The organism is Pseudomonas jilinensis (assembly GCF_003586265.1).
GTDB classification, from domain to species: domain Bacteria; phylum Pseudomonadota; class Gammaproteobacteria; order Pseudomonadales; family Pseudomonadaceae; genus Halopseudomonas; species Halopseudomonas phragmitis.
Genome location: NZ_QJSA01000012.1, coordinates 80,128 through 99,155, shown reverse-complemented (window position 1 = coordinate 99,155; position 19,028 = coordinate 80,128). Strand labels below are relative to the sequence as shown.

Here is a 19,028-nt window from a genome sequence, read left to right as displayed (position 1 = left end):
GCTCAGGAGCGCAGCTGCGGCAAGTCGCGAAACAGCTCCAGCGCCTCGGGGTTGGCCAGTGCCTCGGTGTTTTTCACCGCCCGGCCATGGACTACGTTGCGTACCGCCAGCTCGACAATCTTGCCGCTCAGGGTGCGTGGAATGTCGGCCACCGCCACGATGCGCGCCGGTACATGGCGCGGCGTGGTGTGGCGGCGGATCTGCTGGCGGATGCGCTCGCGCAATGGTTCATCCAGCGTCAGGCCGTCACGCAGGCGCACGAACAGCACCACCCGGACATCGCCCTGCCAGTCCTGACCGATGGCCAGGGATTCCAGCACTTCGTCGATCTTTTCCACCTGGCGATAGATTTCCGCCGTACCGATGCGCACGCCGCCGGGATTGAGCACTGCATCCGAGCGGCCATGAATCACCAGCCCGCCATGTTCGGTCACCTCGGCATAATCGCCATGGGCCCAGACGCCCGGGAAGCGCTCGAAGTAGGCAGCGCGGAATTTACTGCCGTCAGCATCGTTCCAGAATCCCACCGGCATGGAGGGGAAATGCCGGGTACAGACCAGTTCACCCTTGCCCTGGCTCAGCGGCTGGCCGGCGTCGTCCCAGACCTCGACTGCCATGCCCAGGCCCTTGCATTGCAGCTCACCGCGCCACACCGGCAGGGTAGGGTTGCCCAGGGCGAAGCAGGAAACAATGTCAGTGCCACCGGAAATCGAGGCCAGACACAGGTCGGTCTTGAACTCGCGGTAGACATAATCGAAACCCTCGTGGGCCAGCGGTGAACCGGTCGAGAGGACTGTCCTGAGCCGCTCCAGACGATGACTCTGGCCGGGACGTACACCGGCCTTCTCCAGTGCCGCCAGGTACTTGGCGCTGGTGCCGAATACGCTGATGCCTTCGGCATCGATCAGGTCGATCAGACGCTCGGCTCCGGGGTGAAAGGGCGAGCCATCGAACAGCACCAGGGTGGCGCCCAGCGCCAATCCTGAAACCAGCCAGTTCCACATCATCCAGCCGCAGGTGGAGAAGTAGAACAGGGTATCCTCGGCGTCCAGGTCGGTATGCAGACCGAGTTCCTTGAGATGTTGCAGCAAGGTGCCGCCCACACCATGCACGATGCATTTGGGTACTCCGGTGGTGCCGCTGGAGTAGAGAATGTATAGCGGCTGCTCGAACGCTACCGGAGTGAAGTCAGGCTCACCGCCGGGCTGGTAGAAGTCCTGCCACAGGCTGACGGCGGCGCGGGTGTGAAACTCGTCAGCACGGGTCTGTGCGCGGGCGTAGGGCACGACCAGCAACTGCTGCAAATCCGGCAACTGGGCGAGAATCTCGTTGAGCTTGGCGCTAACATCCTGGGTCTTGCCGGCGTAACGGTAGCCGGCACAGGCAATCAGGACCTTGGGCCGGATCTGGCCGAAACGGTCAATCACGCCCTGGGTACCGAAGTCCGGCGAGCAGGATGACCAGGTGGCGCCGAGACTGGCCGTGGCGAGCATGCCGACCACGGTTTGCCAGGTATTGGGCATGAACGCCGCCACCCGGTCGCCGACCCCGACGCCGATGGCCTTGAGCCGCTGTTGCAGCCCGGCAACTTCGGCGGCCAGACCAGCGTAGCTGAGCACCTCGCGGCTGCCGTCTTCGGCCACTGCGACCAGCGCCGGATGCTGGTCGCGGCGGCGCAGCAGGTGCTCTGCGAAGTTCAGGGTGGCGCCAGGGAACCAGCGTGCATCGGGCATCAATGGGCCTTCTTCAAGCGCCTGCGCAGCTGGCTGGTGGAAATTCACAGCGAAGAAATCGGTGATCGCCTGCCAGAACGCGGCCCGTGACTCGATGCTCCAGGCATGCAGGGCCGGGTAATCGCTCAGTTGCAGGTTGTGGCGCTGATTGACGAAGTGGCGAAACGCGGTCATCCGGCTGGCCGCAACCCGTTCGCTGCTGGGGGTCCATAGTGGCGCGTTCAAGGCGATCTCCTAAGCAGGTTCCTCAGGCTTTGGCCAGCCAGGCGCGGGCTACCCGTGAGCCGTTGGGTTTGTCCAATACCGCGCAGATCCGCTGGCCGGCGGCAATCAGGCGGTCCAGGTCAATACCGGTGTCGATACCCAGGCCATTGAGCAGGTAGAGCACATCCTCGGTGGCGACATTGCCGGTGGCGCCCTTGGCGTAGGGGCAGCCGCCCAGCCCGGCGACCGAGCTGTCGAACACGCTGATGCCTTCGAGCAGGCTGGCGTAGATGTTCGCCAGGGCCTGACCGTAGGTGTCGTGGAAGTGTCCGGCCAGCTGTTCGCGGGAAATGTCACGGGCGGCGATATCGAACAGCCGGCGAGTAGCGCCGGCGGTGCCCACGCCAATGGTGTCGCCGAGCGAAACTTCATAGCAGCCCATGGTGATCAGCTCGCGGGCGATGCTGCTGACCTGTTCGGGGGCGACTTCGCCGTCGTAAGGGCAACCGAGTACGCAGGAGATATAGCCGCGTACGCGGATGTCATGGGCCTTGGCCGCGGCCATAACCGGGGCAAAGCGCTCCAGGCTTTCGCTGATCGAGCAGTTGATGTTCTTCTGCGAAAACGCCTCGGAGGCGGCCGCGAACACCGCAACCTCTTTGACCCCGGCAGCTAGCGCCGCCTCGAAACCTTTCAGGTTCGGGGTCAGAGCGCTGTAGTTGACGCCGGGGCGCTGCGTGATGGCGGCGAATACTTCGGCCGAGCCGGCCATCTGCGGTACCCACTTGGGTGAGACGAAGCTGCCCACTTCAATACTGGAAAGACCGGCGGCGCTCAGGTCATCGACCAGTCGGACTTTGTCGGCCACGCTGATCGGTTGCTGTTCGTTCTGCAGCCCGTCACGCGGGCCGACTTCGACCAGGCGGACGTGCTGGGGTAGGGACTGGGTCATGGGGTTCCTGATAGTTGTAGGTTCATAGTTCTAGTGTTTCGCATAAGCGGCGCACAGGGAAGGGGCACAGCACACCCGCCCCCTGGATTGCCGCACCGCTGCGCGGCTCGCAATGACGGTTTGGGGTGGAGGGTAGGGCACGGTGTATTGGTTCCACTGCGTCATTGCGAGGGCCACCGGCCCGTGGCAATCCAGAAAGCGCTGGGCACTCAGTCATCCCCCAGCTCCACCAACGGCTCACCTTCACTCACCAACTGCCCCTCGGCGCAATATACCGCCTGCACGGTGCCAGCCTGCGGGGCCCGGATGCTGTGTTCCATTTTCATCGCTTCGAGAATCACCAGCGTGGCCCCGGCCTCGACCTGATCGCCTGGGTTGACCAGCAGTTTGACGATGCTGCCGTTCATTGGCGCACTCAGGTCTCCGGGATGCTGATGCCGTTCGGCGGCTGCCAGAGCATCGACCTCGGCAAGCTGATACAGCTCTGCGTGCCAATCCAGATAGAGGTGCCGGTCCTGGCGTAGCACGCGATAACGTTGGCCGTCGTCAGTGATCAGCCAATTGCCCTCCAGTCGGCTGTGCAACCCTGGCATCACCCGGCGCTGCTGATTGCGGCACTGCAGATGCAGGGCTTGGGTGCAGGGCAGGCCGGCGCGCCAGCCGCTCCGGGCGGACCAGGGTGAGTAGGGGTCATCCGGTCGGGTCTCGGCGGGCAGGGTCAGCAACCAGGCGTCAGCGGCCAGCGCCCAGAAGTTGTCTGGCAAGTCCGTGGCGGCTGGCAGCAGTTCGGCCTGATGGCGTGGGATGAAATCGGTGTCCAGTTCACAGGCGGCGAAGGCTGGATGCGCGAGCACCCGCCGCAGAAAGGCCAGGTTGGTGCTGACGCCGCCAACCAGAGTTTCATCGAGCATGGCCAGCAACCGGCGGCGGGCCTGTTCGCGGTCTTCGCCCCAGGCGATCAGCTTGCCCAGCATCGGGTCGTACCAGGGCGAGATACTGTCACCTTCGCTCACGCCGCTATCAATACGCCGGCCTGGGCCGGGGGACGCTTCACGGTAAAGCTCCAGGGTACCGGTCGACGGCAGAAACTCGTTGGCCGGATCTTCGGCGTACAGGCGCACTTCGATGGCATGACCGTTCAGCGGCACCTGCTCCTGGCTCAGGGGCAGGGGGTCGCCGCTGGCGATGCGCAGTTGCCAGTCAACCAGATCCAGACCGGTAATGGCCTCGGTGACCGGGTGTTCTACCTGCAACCGGGTGTTCATCTCCATGAAGAAAAAATCGCCGCGCTGATCCAGCAGAAACTCGACGGTGCCAGCCCCGACATAACCAATGGCCTGGGCCGCGCGTACTGCCGCCTGGCCCATGGCCTGGCGCTGCTCGGGGCTGAGGCCGGGAGCCGGGGCTTCTTCCACCACTTTCTGGTGACGGCGCTGGATCGAGCAGTCGCGCTCGTTGAGATACAGGCAGTGGCCATGCTGGTCGGCGAATACCTGGATTTCCACATGCCGCGGCTTGAGCAGGTATTTTTCCACCAGCATGCGGGCATCGCCAAAGGCCGCCTGGGCTTCGCGCTGGGCTGAGGCCAGGGCCTGCTCCAGTTCGGCTTCGCGTTCGACTACCTTCATGCCTTTGCCACCGCCCCCGGCGGCGGCCTTGAGCAATACCGGGTAACCGATGTGGGCGGCTTCGGCGCGAAATCGCTGCAGGCTCTGCTCGTCGCCGTGATAACCGGGCACCAGTGGCACTCCGGCCTCTGCCATCAGGGCCTTGGCCGCTGATTTGCTGCCCATGGCTTCAATTGCGCTGGCTGGCGGGCCGATGAAAATCAGTCCGGCCTGTTCGCAGGCGCGGGCGAAACCGGCGTTTTCCGAGACAAAGCCATAGCCAGGGTGGATGGCTTCAGCCCCACTGGCCCGGGCCGCCTCGATCAGGGCTGTGCTGCGCAGGTAGCTATCGGCGGGTTTGGCTCCACCCAGGCTGATGGCGCGGTCGGCCTCACGGACATGGCGGGCATTGCGGTCGCTGTCGCTGTGGACGGCTACTGTGGTGATGCCCAGCGCCCGGGCGGTGCGAATGATCCGGCAGGCGATCTCGCCACGGTTGGCGATCAGCAGGGTTTGGATCATGGGGACTCCTTGACCAACGATACCGTTGGGATGAGCAAGCCATTAGGGGAAGAGGCCGTGGTGCTGGGGTAGCAGCGCTCCGCGAGCGCGAATGACGGCGTTGAGGGGGCTGGCGGAGTCTGTTCGCGGCCGCAGGCCGCTCCTACCGGGGGGCGGGGGATGCTCTCCGGTGCGTTCGGGGAGCGGACCATACCGTCACTGCGCGTAGCATAGCAACGACGAGACATCCCACCGTCATTGCGAGGGCCAATGGCCCGTGGCAATCCATGCGCCGGCCCCAGCAGAACCGTACCCTGGATTGCCGCGCCGCTACGCGGCTCGCAATGACGGTTTGCGTGGAGGCTAAAGTATCGGCACGGGCTCTTTACCCCGTCACTGCGCGGGGCACAGCGACGACGAGACACCCCATCGTCATTGCGAGGAGCGTAGCGACGTGGCAATCCAGACTGGCGCACGCTCATGACTGCTGCCACCGTGGCGGGCGTTTTTCCAGAAACGCCTTGAGCCCTTCCTGACCTTCGGGGCTGACTCTGATGCGGGCTATGGCCTCCTCGGTATAACGGCGTAGCGCCGGTGACAGTTCGCCATGCTTAACCTCCCGCAGCAGCGCCTTGGTACTGCGCAGCGCGGCCGGGCTGTTGAGCAGCAGGTTGTCGGTCCAGCGTTGCACTTCAGCTTCCAGCTCCGCGGCAGGGTGACACTCAGCCAGCAGCCCCAGCTCGCGGGCGGTTTCACCGCTGAAGCGTTCGGCGCTCAGGGCGTAGCGGCGCATGGCACGCTCGCCAATGGCCTTGACCACGAACGGGCTGATCACTGCCGGGGTTAGGCCAATACGCACTTCCGACAGGCAGAACTGACTGTCCGGGGTGCCGATGGCCATGTCACAGCAACCGATCAGCCCCAGCGCCCCACCATAGGCGGCGCCTTGCACCACGGCCAGGGTCGGGACCGGCAACTGCTCAAGGCGGGCCATGACGTCGGCCAGCTCTTGGGCATCCTCCAGGTTGGCGTTGTAATCAAGCGCGGCGGCGGCCCGCATCCATTCCAGGTCGGCCCCGGCGCAAAAATGCTTGCCACGGGCGCGCAGCAGCATGAAGCGCACCGCGTCGTGCTGCTGCACGCAATCAAAGGCCCGCAGCAGCTCAGCAATCATCTCGGCATTGAAGGCATTGTTCTTCTCTGGCCGGTTGAGCCACAGGGTCGCCACGCCACGCGGGCTGAAGTCGAGTTCGAGGGTGTTGAAGGTGGTCATGCGCTGTCTCGCTCGTTAGCTTTACATCCGGAAGACCCCGAACCGGGTCGGCTCGATCGGCGCACTGAGCGCTGCTGACAGGGCCAGGCCCAGGACCTCACGGGTTTGCGCCGGGTCGATGACCCCATCGTCCCAGAGCCTGGCGCTGGAGTAGTAGGGGTGGCCTTGGTGTTCATACTGGTCGAGGATCGGTTGGCGAATCGCGGCGTCCTGTTCGCTGCTGAAGCTTTCGCCGGCGCGTTCGGTCTGCTCGCGCTTGACCTGGGCGAGCACACCGGCGGCCTGTTCGCCACCCATGACCGAGATCCGCGCATTGGGCCACATCCACAAAAATCGCGGGTCGTAGGCGCGCCCGCACATGCCGTAATTGCCGGCACCGAAACTGCCGCCAATGATCACCGTGAATTTCGGCACCTGGGCGCAGGCCACGGCGGTGACCAGCTTGGCGCCATGCTTGGCGATGCCGCCTGCTTCGTATTTTTGGCCGACCATGAAGCCGGTGATGTTCTGCAAAAACAGCAGCGGGATGCCGCGCTGGCAGGCCAGTTCGATGAAGTGCGCACCTTTCTGGGCAGACTCGCTGAACAGGATGCCATTGTTGGCCAGAATCGCGACCGGGTAGCCGTGCAGGTGGGCGAATCCACAGACCAGGGTGGCTCCGTACAGCGCCTTGAATTCATCGAACTGACTGTCGTCGACCAGCCGGGCAATCACTTCACGAACGTCGAACGGCTGGCGGCTATCGCTGGGGATCACGCCGTACAGTTCTTCGACCGGGTAGCGCGGCGGGCGAGGGGGCTGCACCTGCAACTGACCCTGCTTGCGCCAGTTGAGGTTGGCGATGCAGCGCCGGGCCAGCGCCAGAGCGTGTTCATCGTTCTCGGCGTAATGGTCGGCCACCCCGGAGGTCTTGCAGTGCACGTCAGCCCCGCCCAGTTCTTCGGCGCTGACCACCTCGCCGGTAGCTGCTTTGACCAGTGGCGGGCCGGCGAGAAAAATGGTCGCCTGGTTGCGGACCATGATCGCCTCGTCGGCCATGGCCGGCACGTAGGCTCCGCCGGCGGTGCAGGAACCCATGACCACGGCAATCTGTGGGATGCCGGCGGCACTCAGATTGGCCTGATTGAAGAAAATCCGGCCAAAGTGCTCGCGGTCAGGGAACACCTCGTCCTGGCGCGGCAGGTTGGCGCCACCGGAATCGACCAGATAGATGCATGGCAGGCGGTTCTCGCGGGCAATCGCCTGGGCGCGCAGGTGCTTTTTCACGGTCAGCGGGTAGTAGGTGCCGCCCTTGACCGTGGCATCGTTGGCGACGATGAGGCACTCGACCCCCGAAACCCGACCGATACCGGCGATCAGCCCGGCAGCCGGCACCTGCTCGTCGTAGACCTCATGGGCGGCCAGCGGCGCGATTTCCAGAAACGGCGAGCCGGGATCAAGCAGGGTGTCGATGCGCTGGCGCGGCAGCAACTTGCCGCGTTCCAGATGGCGCTGCTGAGCTTTGGCGCCGCCGCCTTCAGCGATTTGTGCCAGTTGCAATCGCAGGTCCGCGACCAGCGCCTGCATGGCGCTGCTGTTGCTGGCGAACTCGGTAGCGTGCCGGTTCAGATACGAAGCGAGTATGGTCATGGCCGGCTCCGGGCTTCAGCGGGTCTCATTGAACAGTTCCCGGCCAATCAGCATGCGCCGGATCTCGCTGGTGCCGGCGCCGATCTCATAGAGTTTGGCATCGCGCAGCAGACGTCCACAGGGGTAGTCGTTGATGTAACCGTTGCCGCCGAGAATCTGGATCGCATCCAGCGCCATGCGGGTGGCTGCTTCTGCGCTGTAGAGGATTACCCCGGCGGCATCCTTGCGGGTAGCGTCGCCGCGATCACAGGCCTGGGCGACTGCATAGAGATAGGCGCGGCTGGCGTTGAGCTGGGTATACATGTCGGCGACCTTGCCCTGGATCAACTGGAACTCGCCAATGCTCTGACCGAACTGCTGGCGGTCGTGGATATAAGGCACCACCACATCCAGACAGGCCTGCATGATGCCGGTTGGGCCGCCAGACAGCACCACGCGCTCGTAGTCCAGCCCGCTCATCAGCACCTTGACCCCGCCGTTGAGCGCGCCCAGGACATTCTCGGCCGGCACTTCAACGTCGTCGAAGAACAACGGGCAGGTGTTGGAGCCGCGCATGCCCAGCTTGTCCAGCTTGTCGCCCCGGGAAAAGCCCTTGGCGCTACTCTCGACGATGAAGGCGGTGATGCCATGCGGACCCAGGTCTGGTTCGGTCTTGGCATAGATCACGTAGACATCGGCGTCCGGGCCATTGGTGATCCACATCTTGCTGCCGTTGAGCACGTAGTGGTCGCCGCGCTGTTCGGCCCGCAGTTTCATGCTGACCACATCGGAGCCGGCATTCGGCTCGCTCATCGCCAGCGCGCCGACCTGTTCGCCGCTGATCAGTTTGGGCAGGTAACGGGCTTTCTGTGCGGCTGTGCCATTACGGAAGATCTGGTTGACGCACAGGTTGGAGTGGGCCCCGTAGGACAGCGCTACCGAGGCCGAAGCCCGGCTGATTTCCTCCATGGCCACCACATGGGCCAGATAACCGAGCCCGGCGCCGCCGTACTCTTCGCTGACCGTGATGCCCAGCAGACCCAGGTCGCCAAATTTGCGCCACATGTCATGCGGAAAACTGTTGTCACGGTCGATCTGTGCCGCCCGTGGAGCCAGTTCGGCAGCCGCCAGGTGCTGGACCTGCTCGCGCAGCATGTCGATGGTTTCGCCCAGGGCGAAGTTGAGGCTGGGGTAGTACATGGCGGCTCCTGTGCTTGTAGTTGTCAGAGTTTTTTCCAGTACCGGTAATTTTGCTTACCTTTACGTTAACGTAAACCTGCTTGCGCCCAACGTCAATGGTTGTTGATAGGGAAACACTGATTAAAGCAGTTTCGGACACTCTCAAGGAATTGCACGGAGATTGATGCCTGGTCTGGGAAGCGTCGCGCGCCCGCGCGATGCTGGAACTGGCGGAAAGCACCGTGTTGCAGGATAGCTCTGTGTCGCGCCCGAGCGCGGACCGGGGCACGACACCCCCAGAGGATTACGCGTCCCTGAGGCGTTGCGCCCAGCCTGGGGTGGCGTCGCCAGGGTGTGTAGGCGATGGGAGCCAGCTGAAACGGGCTCAGGCGCTGGTCTGACCCCCAGCCAGTGCCGCCAGACAGCGCTCTTCAGCGGTGTCCAGCTCCAGTTGCATCTGCTGGATATCCAGCAGTTGCTGGGCCAGTTGCTGGCGTCGTTGGCTGATCTTGTGCAGGAAGGTTTCCAGCTGTTTGCGATTGCCATGGCTGGGGTCGTACAGCTCGATCAGCTCCTTGCACTCAGCCAGGGAAAAGCCGATTCTTTTGCCGCGCAGAATCAGCTTGAGCGTGACCTTGTCGCGTGGGCTGTAGATGCGCTCCTGGCCGCGCCGCTCGGGGCTGAGCATGCCCTGTTCCTCGTAGAAACGGATGGCGCGGGTGGTGATGTCCAGTTCGCGGGCCAGATCAGAAATGCTGTAGGTTTCGGGCATCGGTGCCTCGGGTAGCCAATGGGCTGCGAGCCCGGTCTATATTGACGTTAACGTAAGCTGGAAGCCGCTGCAGGTCAACCGCGTGGCACCCGTTCACCAAAGGTCTAATCCCGCTAAGACCTTGGTCGAATGGAACGGGAGGGGTGTGGCTACGACACTAGGGCCACAATTTTAAAACTCTCCCATGAGGTGCCCATGACCACCGAGACCTTGCATCCGGTATCCCCGGAGTTTGCCGCCAAGGCACTGATCAACGAGCAACGCTACCAGCAGATGTATCAGGCCTCTGTCAGCGATCCGGAGGCGTTCTGGGCCGAGCAGGCCAAGCGCATCGACTGGATGAAGCCGTTTTCCAAGGTCAAGCAGACCTCCTTCGATGACCACAACGTCGACATCAAGTGGTTTCTTGACGGGCACCTGAACGTCTCGGCCAACTGCCTGGACCGCCACCTGGAAACCCGTGGCGATCAGACCGCGATCATCTGGGAAGCCGACGAGCCGGGCCAGTCCAGGCACATCACCTACCGCCAACTGCACGAGCAGGTCTGCCGCTTCGCCAACGCGCTCAAGCACCAGGGTGTAGCCCAGGGCGACGTGGTGACCATCTACATGCCGATGATCCCCGAGGCCGCGGTGGCCATGCTGGCCTGTACCCGGATCGGCGCGATTCACTCGGTGGTGTTTGGTGGTTTCTCGCCCGAGGCACTGGCCGGCCGGATTCTCGACGGTCGCTCGAACGTAGTGATCACCGCTGACGAAGGCGTGCGGGCGGGTCGCAAGACCGGACTCAAGGCCAACGTCGATGAAGCCCTGACCCATCCCGAGATCAAGACCGTCGACAAGGTCATCGTGGTGCGCCATACCGGTGCCGATATCGCCTGGCACGATCACCGCGATCTGGATTACGCCGAACTGATGGCCGCCGCCGACGCCGAGTGCGCGCCGGAGCCGATGGACAGCGAAGACCCGCTGTTCATCCTCTACACCTCCGGCTCGACCGGTAAGCCCAAGGGCATTCTGCACACCACCGGCGGCTATCTGCTGTACGCCTCGCTGACCCACCAGTACGTGTTCGACTATCAGGACGGCGATGTCTACTGGTGTACCGCCGACATTGGCTGGGTCACTGGTCACAGCTACCTGATCTACGGCCCGCTGGCCAACGGGGCGACCACCCTGATGTTCGAGGGTGTACCGAACTACCCGGACGTGACCCGCATGGCTCAGGTCATCGACAGCCACAAGGTCAATATCCTCTATACCGCACCGACCGCCATTCGCTCGATGATGGCCCTGGGTGATGCCGCCATGCGCGGCGCCGATGGCAGCAGCCTGCGGGTGCTGGGCTCGGTCGGTGAACCGATCAACCCGGAAGCCTGGAACTGGTATCACCAGACCGTCGGCAAGGGCAACTGCCCGATCGTCGACACCTGGTGGCAGACCGAGACCGGCGGCATTCTGATCACCCCGCTGCCGGGCGCCACCGCGCTCAAGCCGGGCTCGGCCACTCGTCCGTTCTTTGGCGTACAGCCGGCATTGGTCGACAACGAAGGTCAGGTGCTCGAAGGCGCCACCGAAGGCAATCTGGTACTGCTGGATTCCTGGCCGGGGCAGTCGCGCTCGATCTTTGGCGACCATGACCGCTTTGTCGAAACCTACTTCAAGACCTTCAAGGGCACTTACTTCACCGGCGACGGCGCACGCCGCGACGAGGACGGCTACTACTGGATCACCGGCCGGGTCGATGACGTACTCAACGTCTCCGGGCACCGCATGGGCACCGCCGAAATCGAAAGTGCACTGGTCGCGCACAAGCAGGTGGCCGAAGCCGCAGTGGTGGGTATTGCCCACGACATCAAGGGCCAGGGCATCTACGTCTACGTAACCCTGAACTCCGGAGTCGAGCCCAGTGAAGCACTGCGTCTGGAACTGAAGAACTGGGTTCGCCGCGAGATTGGTCCGATTGCCTCGCCCGACTGCATCCAGTGGGCTCCAGGCCTGCCCAAGACCCGCTCGGGCAAGATCATGCGCCGCATCCTGCGCAAGATCGCCGCCAGCGAGTATGAAGGGCTCGGCGATATCTCCACCCTGGCCGACCCAAGCGTGGTCGAACAGTTGATCAACGAGCACAAGGCAATGATGTTGCAATCAGCGTGATGCTCTGCTCCCCCCGATAGCGGATATCTCCTGCTCTCGATTAGGCTGCCAACGCAAGAAGGCAGCCGTTTTTTTGCCCTGGATACGGGGTAAACCCACGCCCCTTGGCAACAACGTCCGTGCAAGGCACACTGATATCATTCAACGCCACCGGCACAGCTCAAAAACAGGGATGGTTGATTGCATGAACAAAATAGAGACGTCACGCGATTACACGATAGAACAATACGTGACTGCCTAGATGATTGATTTTGTTGGGGATTGTTTGAAAGTGGCCATCGGGGGAAGTGTGATCATAAAGAAGCGAATGATATGTGGTCATAAAGCCGTCGATCCATCCCAATGTTAATGGGCAGGAGCAAGTAAGTGGCAGCAGAAGATAAAGAAAGCTTCGTTCGTTGGCAAGGTATTACACGAGATTACTTTTCATCCGTCTCGAACCTTGTACTTGGGCTATCTATAGGCATTCTGGCATTTCTAGTTTCTAGTTTCTAGTTTCTGGTTTGGTTGGTACTCAGCCGACTAGCAAATGCATGCTTATTATCGCGACAGGCGCAATGGCCTCTTTGGCCATTTCAATTAGTCTAGCTGTTTGGTGTGCAATCAATCGCCTGAGAGATTTTCGTGCTACCACGCAAATTGCGAGATCCCGCTGGAAAGATGAACCGGTGAGCTCTACCCACCGGCAAGAAACCAAAGCGCTGGGAAACTTATCTTGGTGTCTGTTTTGGTGGCAGCTATTTCTGTTTGGTCTGGGCGCAGGCGGGGTAGCCATTACGGTTATCGTGCAAATGTGGTCATAGCTAATGCCCATTAACAAGGCCAGTCACAGCGACGTCTTTTTCGTTGCGGCTTCGCCTCCACTACAAAGCCGCGCGTGCTGGCGGCGTTAAATCAGTAGTGATACCGAGGCTGGGTGATAAGCAAAGCGTCACCTGCGACCTTGTAAACCAACCCGGCGTATGGGATGAGTGTTAAAGGTGCTGCTCTCAAGCTGTGCTGGTTTGTTGTTCCGCCGCAGTGGTGCGCTCTGTGGTATTCACGACTTTTATTTTTGATCCTGATCAAAATCAGAATTAATTGACTGAATTAATGTGAGTTCAACCCCTTCGATTGGAGTTGACCACATGAATTTTGCATACAGTGAACGGACCCAGGCGCTGATGACTCAGTTGCGTGGGTTCATGGAGCGCTACATCGTGCCGCGCATCCCCGAGTGGCACCGGGCGGTGGCGGCGGGTGACTATCCGCCGCCGTTTATGGCTGACCTCAAGGCCCTGGCCAGGGAAGAGGGGCTATGGAACCTGTTTCTGCCTGGGCTGCGCGAGGATGAGCCGGGGACTGGGCTGAGCAATCTGGAGTACGCTCCGCTGGCGGAAATCATGGGCCGGATTCACTGGGCTTCGGAAGTATTCAACTGCAATGCGCCGGATACCGGCAACATGGAGTTGCTGCACCTGTTTGCCACGGATGCGCAGTACCAGCGCTGGCTGCTGCCCTTGCTTAATGGTGAGATTCGCTCGGCCTTTGCCATGACCGAGCCGGATGTACCGTCCTCGGATGCCAGCAATATCCAGACGCTGATCCGCCGTGATGGCGATCACTATGTGATCAATGGGCGCAAGTGGTTCATCACCAATGCCGCTCATCCTGATTGCGCGTTTCTTATTGTAATGGGCAAGACCGACCCGGATGCGGATCGGCACCGCCAGCAGAGCATGGTGATCGTCCCGTTCGACACCCCCGGCGTTGAGTTGGTGCGCAATATTCCGGTGATGAACCACGTTTCGGCCGAAGGTCATTGTGAGCTGCTGCTGCGCAATGTTCGGGTGCCGGTCGAGAATCTGCTGGGCAATGAGGGGGATGGGTTCATGATGGCCCAGGCCCGGTTGGGGCCGGGGCGAGTCCATCACTGCATGCGTGCCATCGGGATGGCCGAGCTGGCGCTGGAACTGATGGTTGACCGGGCTCAGGAGCGCAAGACCTTTGGCCGCTATCTGCATCAGCATGGCAGCATCAGTGAGTGGGTCGCCCGTTCACGCATGGAGATTGAGCAGGCCAGGTTGCTGGTACTCAAGACCGCCTGGATGATCGATCAGGCCGGCGCGCGCAAGGCCCGCCGCGAAATTGCCATGATCAAGGCGGTGGTGCCGGCGATGTTGGGTGGTGTGGTTGATCGCGCCATGCAGGTATTCGGCGCCATGGGCCTGACCCCGGACACCCCCCTGGCCGATCTGTGGACCAGCGCCCGTTCACTGCGGATCGCCGATGGCCCGGACGAGGTACACCTGCGCAGTATTGCCCGGCTGGAGATTGATGACAGTGCCGAACGGCGTGGCTCCAGCAGCGATTACCTGACGCCGCCGGATGTGTTGCGGGTGAGCTGAGTTGGGGGCTCATTCGTGGGTTATGGATTGCCGCGCCGCTTCGCGGCTCGCAATGACGGTTGAGAGTGAGGGGGTAGAGCGCGGTGGGTCGGTTTTACTCCGTCATTGCGAGGGCCGAAGGCCCGTGGCAATCCATGTGTCCGGATGAGCAGAGCCGTCCCTTGGATTGCCGCGCCGCTTCGCGGCTCGCAATGACGGTTTAGGGTGAGGGGTGGAGTACGGTGCGTTGGTTCTACTCCGTCATTGCGAGGGCCGCAGGGCCGTGGCAATCCAGGTGTTCGGGTGAGCAGAGCCGTCCCTTGGATTGCCGCGCCGCTTCGCGGCTCGCGATGACGGTTTGGGGTGAGGGGTGGAGTACGGTGCGTTGGCTCTACTCTGTCATTGCGAGGGCCGCAGGGCCGTGGCAATCCAGGTAACCCCCTCGTTAGAGGTAATGCCCGGCCTGGGCGGTTGCGGTAGAGTAGAGGCATGACGACGTTACAGGAATCATCGATGCTTACTCACCTCGACAGCCAGGGCCGGGCCAATATGGTCGATGTCACCGACAAGGCGGTGACTTTCCGTGAAGCCGTGGCGCAAAGCCGGGTGCGCATGCTCCCGCAAACCCTGGAGCTGATCCAGACCGGCGGCCATCCCAAGGGGGATGTATTTGCCGTGGCCCGGATCGCCGGTATCCAGGCGGCCAAACGCACCCATGAACTGATCCCGCTGTGTCACCCGTTGCTGCTGACCGGGGTCAAGGTCGAACTGTTTGCCGAGGCGCCGGATGCGGTACGGATCGAGGCGCGCTGCAAACTGGCCGGTCAGACCGGGGTAGAGATGGAAGCCCTGACCGCCGCCAGTATCGCCGCACTGACCCTGTACGACATGTGCAAGGCGGTGGACAAGGGCATGGTGATCGAATCGACCCGGCTGCTCAGCAAGCACGGCGGCAAGAGTGGCGACTACCAGGCGGAGCCGGACTGATGCTGACCCTCAACTATTTCGCCCGTTACCGGGAAACCCTCAATTGTGATCAGGAGCAACTGCCCTGGTCGGCTGAACTCGATAGCGTTGCTGCGGTGCGTGACTTGCTGCTGGCCCGGGGTGAAGCCTGGCAGGTGCTGGCCGAACCGCGTCTGATGTGCGCTCGCAATCAGGAATTGTGTGGTTTGGATGAGCCTTTGGCCGATGGCGATGAAGTGGCGTTTTTTCCGCCGGTAACCGGAGGCTGATATGGCGATACGGGTGCAGACGGCCTGCTTCGATCCTGGCCAGTTACTCAACCAGTTGCATGCCGATCAGCTTGGGGTTGGTGCGGTGGTCGGGTTTGTTGGTTATGTGCGTGATTTCAATGACGGCCAGGAAGTGGCCGGCATGCTGCTTGAGCACTATCCAGGCATGACCGAAAAGGCGCTGGGCAAGATTGTCGATCTGGCCCGTGAGCGCTGGCCGCTGCTGACCGTTGAAGTGTTGCACCGGGTTGGACGCCTGGAGCCGGGTGAGCCAATCGTGTTTGTTGGCGTCAGCTCTGCTCACCGAGAGGCAGCTTTTGAGGCCTGTCATTTCATCATCGACTACCTCAAGACCCAGGCCCCATTCTGGAAAAAGGAAGACACCCCGGACGGCCCACGCTGGGTCGATGCCCGTGAGAGCGATGATGCGGCGTTGAAGCGCTGGGTTTGAGGTGGAGTGCTGTGTAGCTGCCTATGGATTGCCACGGGCCTGCGGCCCTCGCAATGACGGGGTTGGGCGGGGGCGGTGTGTGGTGGTTGGGTTTGTTACTCCCAAGCCGTCATTGCGAGCCGCGTAGCGGCGTGGCAATCCAGGGGTGTTGTTGATGCGCGCTTGGATTGCCACGGGCCTTCGGCCCTCGCAATGACGGGGTAGGTGGGGGCGGTGTGTGGTGGTTGGGGCTGTTACTCCCAGCCGTCATTGCGAGCCGCGTAGCGGCGTGGCAATCCAGGGGTGTTGTTGATGCGCGCTTGGATTGCCACGGGCCATTGGCCCTCGCAATGACGGGGTTGGGCGGGGGCGGTGTGTGGTGGTTGGGTTTGTTACTCCCAAGCCGTCATTGCGAGCCGTGTAGCGGCGTGGCAATCCAGGGGTGTTGTTGATGCGCGCTTGGATTGCCACGGGCCTTTGGCCCTCGCAATGACGGGGTTGGTGGGGGCGGGGTGTGGTGATTGGGTCCGTTACTCCCAGCCGTCATTGCGAGCCGTGTAACGGCGTGGCAATCCAGGGTTTCGCTGCCCCGGTTTTACAGGCTCGTATACAAATCGTTCCAGTGTGGGTTGCTTTCTTCGATCAGGCGGATTTTTCCTGCGCGGTTGCCGGCTTTTAGCTGTTTCTCTCGACTTATGGCTTCTGCCATTTGTTCATGTCTTTCATACCAGACCAGTTTGGTGAGTCCGTACCGGGAGGTGAAGCCGGGTACTGCTCCGGTTCGATGCTGCCAGACGCGGGCAGGTAGGTTGGAGGTGACGCCAACGTACAGTGTGCCGTTGGGTTTGTTGCTCATGATGTAGACACAGGGTTCCCTGATCATACGGCCATCCTTGGGGTGCTTTCGGGAGGGGCAGTGTTGCGCAGGTTTGATGGTGGGTGCAACCGGGGTGCGTATGAGGTGGCCTATGGATTGCCACGGACCTGAGGTCCTCGCAATGACGGGTAGGTGGAGGCGGTGTGTGGCGATTGGGGTTGTTACTCCCAAACTGTCATTGCGAGCCGCGTAGCGGCGTGGCAATCCAGGGTGGGGCTGGTGTGAGGGGGTAGGGTCATACCCCTCCAATGCTCCGGGTATGTACCTCCATTGGGCACTATCGGTCAGTGCTGATCAACTGCATGCTCAAAGCCAGACTTTCTAGGAGGTTTGGCTTATGGCCCACCTGGCTTCTCAGGCTTTTATTCCCTTGCGCATCGCTGTGCTGACGGTCAGCGATACCCGTACTCTGGAAACCGATGACTCCGGTCGCACTCTGGTTGAGCGCTTGCAGGCTGAAGGCCATGTGCTGGCTGACCGGCAATTGGTGATCGACGATATCTACCTGCTGCGGGCCCAGGTGTCGCAGTGGATTGCTGCGCCGGACGTTCAGGTGGTGCTGATCACCGGGGGGACCGGGTTTACTGCGCGGGATAATACACCCCAGGCCATCAGCCCGCTGCTGGACAAGAGCATGGATGGCTTTGGCGAGCTGTTTCGTCAGTTGTCGTTCCAGGAAATTGGTACTTCGACCGTGCAGTCCCGGGCGCTGGCCGGTTTTGCCAATGGCACGCTGGTGTGTTGTTTGCCGGGCTCGCCGGGTGCCTGTCGCACCGCATGGGATGGGATTCTGGCGCTGCAACTGGATAGCCGGACCCGACCGTGCAACGCGGTGCCGCACCTCAAGCCGATTGAACATCAGGCGGTATGCTGCGGGAGTCGGTCATGAGCCAATGCGACTGTACGACCAGCCAGCATCTGTTGCCGCTGGAAGTAGCGCTGGCCCAATTGCTCGAATGCATGCCGGACCCGCTGGTCAGCGAGCCGGTGGAGCTGCACCAGGCGCTTGGCCGGGTGCTGGCCATGGATCAGCACGCGTTGCTGGATGTGCCGGCCTGGGACAATAGTGCGATGGACGGTTACGCGCTGCGGGCCGGTGATCTGCCGGCTGCGGGTGGCTGGTTGCCGGTTCTGGGGCGGGTGGCGGCAGGTGATCAGGCTGATCTTCTGGCGCCGCAGACAGCGGTGCGGATCTTTACCGGTGCACCATTGCCACCTGGGGCCGATAGTGTCGTGCCGCAGGAACAGTGCCGGGTCGAAGGTGGGCAGGTTTTGCTGCCGGCATTGACGCCGGGTCAGCATGTTCGCCGTCAGGCTGAAGAATTGCGCTGTGGGGATCTGCTGGTGCCCAAAGGGCAGCGCTTGCGGGCTCAGGACATTGGTTTGCTGGCCAGTCATGGGCTGGCCCGGATACCGGTCTACCGGCGTCTGCGGGTCGCCTTGGTGAGCAGTGGCGATGAGCTGCGTGAGCCGGGGCAGCCGGTGGCCGGCGGGCAGATTTACGATGCCAATCGCTATACCTTGCTCAGTCTGTTGCAGGGCTGGGGGATGGAGGTGATCGATGGCGGATGTCTGGCCGATGATCTGGCGCTCACCCGCAACCGCCTGGCCGAACTGGCCGGGCAGGCTGACGTGCTGCTCAGTTCGGGTGGCGTCTCGGTTGGTGAGGAAGATCATCTGAAACTGGCAGTGCAGGATCTGGGCAGTCTGCAACTGTGGCGGCTGGCGATTCAACCGGGCAAGCCGCTGGCCTTTGGCGAGGTGGCCGGGACGCCGTGGATCGGTTTGCCGGGGAACCCGGTGGCGGTTCTGGTTACCGCATTGATGGTGGCGCGGCCCTGGTTGCTAAAGGCTCAGGGCTGCCTGACCGACGACCCCATGCCGTATTTGCTGCCGGCCGGTTTTGACTGGCCCAAGGCCCGGCCACGACGTCAGTTTCTGCGTGGCCGCCGCGAGTCCTGTGCAACTGGCCAACAGGCGGTGCTGCACGAGAACCAGGGCTCGGCCATGCTCAGCGCAGCCTGTTGGGCCACAGGGCTGGTGGAGATCGAGCCGGAGCGGACTCTGAAACAGGGAGATCTGGTGCGCTACTGGCCATTCGAGCAACTGCTTGTCTGACTCTGTTACATGTAAC

Annotated in this window: 15 protein-coding genes; 7 read left to right on the top strand and 8 right to left on the bottom strand. The window is 62.2% G+C overall.

Annotated features, from left to right (window positions below):
* Positions 1-2: 2 nt before the first annotated feature.
* The 7 genes from C2846_RS13960 to C2846_RS13930 all read right to left on the bottom strand — a co-directional run bounded on the left by C2846_RS13960 (position 3) and on the right by C2846_RS13930 (position 9,829).
* Complete coding sequence (locus C2846_RS13960; RefSeq protein WP_119701728.1) at positions 3-1,958, bottom strand: acetoacetate--CoA ligase; 1,956 nt, start codon at positions 1,956-1,958, stop codon at positions 3-5.
* Between the two features lie 22 nt (positions 1,959-1,980).
* Positions 1,981-2,889 (bottom strand): hydroxymethylglutaryl-CoA lyase, encoded by a 909-nt coding sequence (locus tag C2846_RS13955; protein ID WP_119701727.1) that lies wholly within the window; start codon positions 2,887-2,889, stop codon positions 1,981-1,983.
* A 209-nt stretch (positions 2,890-3,098) separates the two neighbouring features.
* Positions 3,099-5,018: an acetyl/propionyl/methylcrotonyl-CoA carboxylase subunit alpha gene (locus C2846_RS13950; protein WP_119701726.1), complete on the bottom strand. Its 1,920-nt coding sequence runs from the start codon at positions 5,016-5,018 to the stop codon at positions 3,099-3,101.
* 457 nt (positions 5,019-5,475) lie between these two features.
* On the bottom strand, positions 5,476-6,270 hold the full coding sequence (locus C2846_RS13945) for a gamma-carboxygeranoyl-CoA hydratase (RefSeq protein WP_119701725.1): 795 nt from the start codon (positions 6,268-6,270) through the stop codon (positions 5,476-5,478).
* 21 nt (positions 6,271-6,291) lie between these two features.
* The gene (locus C2846_RS13940) at positions 6,292-7,899 is read right to left on the bottom strand and encodes a carboxyl transferase domain-containing protein (protein WP_119701724.1); all 1,608 of its coding nucleotides are present in this window, start codon (positions 7,897-7,899) and stop codon (positions 6,292-6,294) included.
* Positions 7,900-7,914: 15 nt separating this feature from the next.
* Entirely contained in the window at positions 7,915-9,078 is a 1,164-nt protein-coding gene (locus C2846_RS13935; protein WP_119701723.1) for an isovaleryl-CoA dehydrogenase, read from the bottom strand.
* 364 nt (positions 9,079-9,442) lie between these two features.
* Positions 9,443-9,829 (bottom strand): MerR family transcriptional regulator, encoded by a 387-nt coding sequence (locus C2846_RS13930; RefSeq protein WP_119701722.1) that lies wholly within the window; start codon positions 9,827-9,829, stop codon positions 9,443-9,445.
* A gap of 195 nt (positions 9,830-10,024) precedes the next feature.
* On the opposite strand from C2846_RS13930, the gene acs reads away from it, so the two are divergent.
* The 5 genes from acs to moaE all read left to right on the top strand — a co-directional run bounded on the left by acs (position 10,025) and on the right by moaE (position 16,038).
* The gene (gene acs, locus C2846_RS13925) at positions 10,025-11,986 is read left to right on the top strand and encodes an acetate--CoA ligase (RefSeq protein ID WP_119701721.1); all 1,962 of its coding nucleotides are present in this window, start codon (positions 10,025-10,027) and stop codon (positions 11,984-11,986) included.
* A gap of 1,127 nt (positions 11,987-13,113) precedes the next feature.
* Positions 13,114-14,373, top strand: a complete 1,260-nt coding sequence (locus tag C2846_RS13915) for an acyl-CoA dehydrogenase family protein (RefSeq protein WP_119701720.1) — start codon at positions 13,114-13,116, stop codon at positions 14,371-14,373.
* Between the two features lie 492 nt (positions 14,374-14,865).
* Positions 14,866-15,339: a cyclic pyranopterin monophosphate synthase MoaC gene (gene moaC, locus C2846_RS13910; RefSeq protein ID WP_080051179.1), complete on the top strand. Its 474-nt coding sequence runs from the start codon at positions 14,866-14,868 to the stop codon at positions 15,337-15,339.
* A complete protein-coding gene (locus C2846_RS13905) occupies positions 15,339-15,587 on the top strand; it encodes a MoaD/ThiS family protein (RefSeq protein WP_080051178.1) in 249 nt (82 codons plus the stop codon). Before moaC ends, C2846_RS13905 begins: the two co-directional genes overlap by 1 nt.
* Before the next feature lies 1 nt (position 15,588).
* Entirely contained in the window at positions 15,589-16,038 is a 450-nt protein-coding gene (gene moaE, locus C2846_RS13900; protein WP_119701719.1) for a molybdopterin synthase catalytic subunit MoaE, read from the top strand.
* Positions 16,039-16,612: 574 nt separating this feature from the next.
* Here the strand turns inward: moaE and C2846_RS13895 are convergent.
* On the bottom strand, positions 16,613-16,900 hold the full coding sequence (locus C2846_RS13895; protein ID WP_205890222.1) for a GIY-YIG nuclease family protein: 288 nt from the start codon (positions 16,898-16,900) through the stop codon (positions 16,613-16,615).
* A gap of 331 nt (positions 16,901-17,231) precedes the next feature.
* Between C2846_RS13895 and moaB the strand changes: the two genes are divergently transcribed.
* Together moaB and C2846_RS13885 are read left to right on the top strand one after the other, a co-directional pair.
* A complete protein-coding gene (gene moaB / locus C2846_RS13890; RefSeq protein WP_119701718.1) occupies positions 17,232-17,783 on the top strand; it encodes a molybdenum cofactor biosynthesis protein B in 552 nt (183 codons plus the stop codon).
* The gene (locus C2846_RS13885) at positions 17,780-19,012 is read left to right on the top strand and encodes a molybdopterin molybdotransferase MoeA (protein WP_119701717.1); all 1,233 of its coding nucleotides are present in this window, start codon (positions 17,780-17,782) and stop codon (positions 19,010-19,012) included. The genes moaB and C2846_RS13885 overlap by 4 nt, the downstream gene beginning before the upstream one ends.
* Positions 19,013-19,028 lie beyond the last annotated feature (16 nt).